Below are 1820 nucleotides of genomic sequence, written 5' to 3'. Positions count from 1 at the left end.
GACATGGAGCCGTACTGGGAGATCATCCGCGGGATCTACAAGCCGTTCGAATCCGGGCTGCCCGGGCCGACCGGGCGCGTGTACCGCCACGAGATCCCGGGCGGTCAGCTCTCCAACCTGCGTCAGCAGGCCATTGCGCTGGGGCTGGGGGAGAAATTCGAGCAGGTCGAGGACATGTACTGCGCCGCCGACCGGATGCTCGGCCACCTGGTCAAGGTGACGCCGTCCTCCAAGGTGGTGGGCGATCTTGCCCTGCAGCTGGTGGGCATGAACGTGGATCCGGCGGAGTTCGAGGAGAACCCGCAGAACTTTGACATCCCGGATTCCGTGATCGGGTTCCTCAACGGTGAACTGGGCACCCCGCCTGCGGGTTGGCCGGAGCCGTTCCGGACCAAGGCGTTGGAGGGACGGCATGAGAAGCCTGCGGTGGCATCGTTGTCTTCCGAGGACTTGGAAGGGCTGTCTGGTGAGTCCGCCGTGCGGCGCGCCACGCTGAACCGTCTGCTGTTCCCCGGCCCCACGGCCGACTTTGAGTCCAAGAAGAAGGACTACGGAGACATCTCCGTGCTGCACACCCGCGATTTCCTGTACGGGTTGATGCCGGACCGGGAGCACGTGATCTCCCTTGGTAAGGGTGTGCGCCTGCTGGTGACCCTGCAGGCCATTGGCCCGGCTGATGACAAGGGCATGCGCACCGTGATGGTCACCCTGAACGGTCAGATGCGCATGCTGGAAATCCGGGACACCTCTGTTGCCACGGATCACGTGGAGGCGGAGAAGGCTGATCCGTCCAACCCGGGCCACGTTGCCGCACCGTTTGCGGGGTCCATCACGGCCACGGTGTCCGTGGGGGATTCCGTGTCTGCTGGTGACCGGGTGGCCACCATTGAGGCCATGAAGATGGAAGCCTCCGTGACCACGCAGGTTGGCGGTACGGTCAAGCGCGTGGTGATTACGGGTCCGTCGCCGGTGGCCGGTGGCGACCTGGTGGTGGAGATCGAGCCGGAGTGATGCTCGGTTGCTTGCTGGTGCTGGTGAGTGCGTGATGGATGGACGGCCCGGTGCCCCTGTGTGGGGTGCCGGGCCGTTCTTCTACGGGCGGGTCGGCGATGTGAAATCACGGCTTGGTTGGGGTAATGTATGGCGGGTGCTTGAGGCGGTCTGACCGTCTTGCGAAGCACATGTGGGCGGTTCACCGCCTGCGGGATGTGGCGCAGCTTGGTAGCGCACTTGACTGGGGGTCAAGGGGTCGCAGGTTCGAATCCTGTCATCCCGACAGTGTAATGTCTCACGGCATGTGAAATCCCTGAATCCTCATGGGTTCGGGGATTTCGTGTTTTTCTGGGGTTGGTAGTCGTGTGTGGGGTCGAGGGTGAGTTCGCGGAGGATCTCGCCGGTGGTGGCGTGGATGACTGTGATCTCGCGGTTTTGGGCGATCAAGATCACGGGTTGGTTGTTGTAGCGGCGGCCGATTCCGATGTGGTGAAGGCGTCCTGCGTTGCGCAGGGTGATGGATCCTTCGTTGACTTTGTCGTGTCGGATGCGGTTGTGGGTTCGGTCTGCAGGTTCGGTGTTCGGTGAATCGGCCTGGGTTTGATGCCGCTGCTGTTTGAGTCCGGAAGGATGGACAGAGCCGTAAGAAGGTCGATCCACAGCAGCGTGCGAGGTGCGTGCGGGTCGTGCGCGAGCACGCCCAGGAGTACCCCACCCAGACCGCTGCAATGACCGCGGTCGCCCGCCAGGGAAGCGTCTCGAAAGAGCCTGTACGACGTTTGGCGGCTCATCATGATCCAGGGTGTAGTTGGGGTCTGAACCCGCCG

2 protein-coding genes and 1 tRNA gene are annotated in these 1820 nt (G+C 63.2%); 2 read left to right on the top strand and 1 reads right to left on the bottom strand.

Annotated elements, in window-relative coordinates; all coding sequences use genetic code 11:
• A partial coding sequence (locus L979_RS09130) for a biotin/lipoyl-containing protein (RefSeq protein ID WP_304413462.1) occupies positions 1–1011 on the top strand: 1011 nt, incomplete at its 5' end.
• A 191-nt stretch (positions 1012–1202) separates the two neighbouring features.
• Positions 1203–1276, top strand: a tRNA-Pro gene (locus L979_RS09125).
• A gap of 38 nt (positions 1277–1314) precedes the next feature.
• On the opposite strand, the gene L979_RS09120 is transcribed toward L979_RS09125, so the two are convergent.
• On the bottom strand, positions 1315–1653 hold the full coding sequence (locus L979_RS09120) for a hypothetical protein (protein ID WP_047691904.1): 339 nt from the start codon (positions 1651–1653) through the stop codon (positions 1315–1317).
• Positions 1654–1820: the final 167 nt, after the last annotated feature.

This window comes from Kocuria sp. ZOR0020 (genome assembly GCF_000800955.1).
GTDB classification, from domain to species: Bacteria; Actinomycetota; Actinomycetes; order Actinomycetales; family Micrococcaceae; genus Kocuria; species Kocuria subflava.
This window is presented reverse-complemented; position numbering and strand designations above follow the sequence as displayed.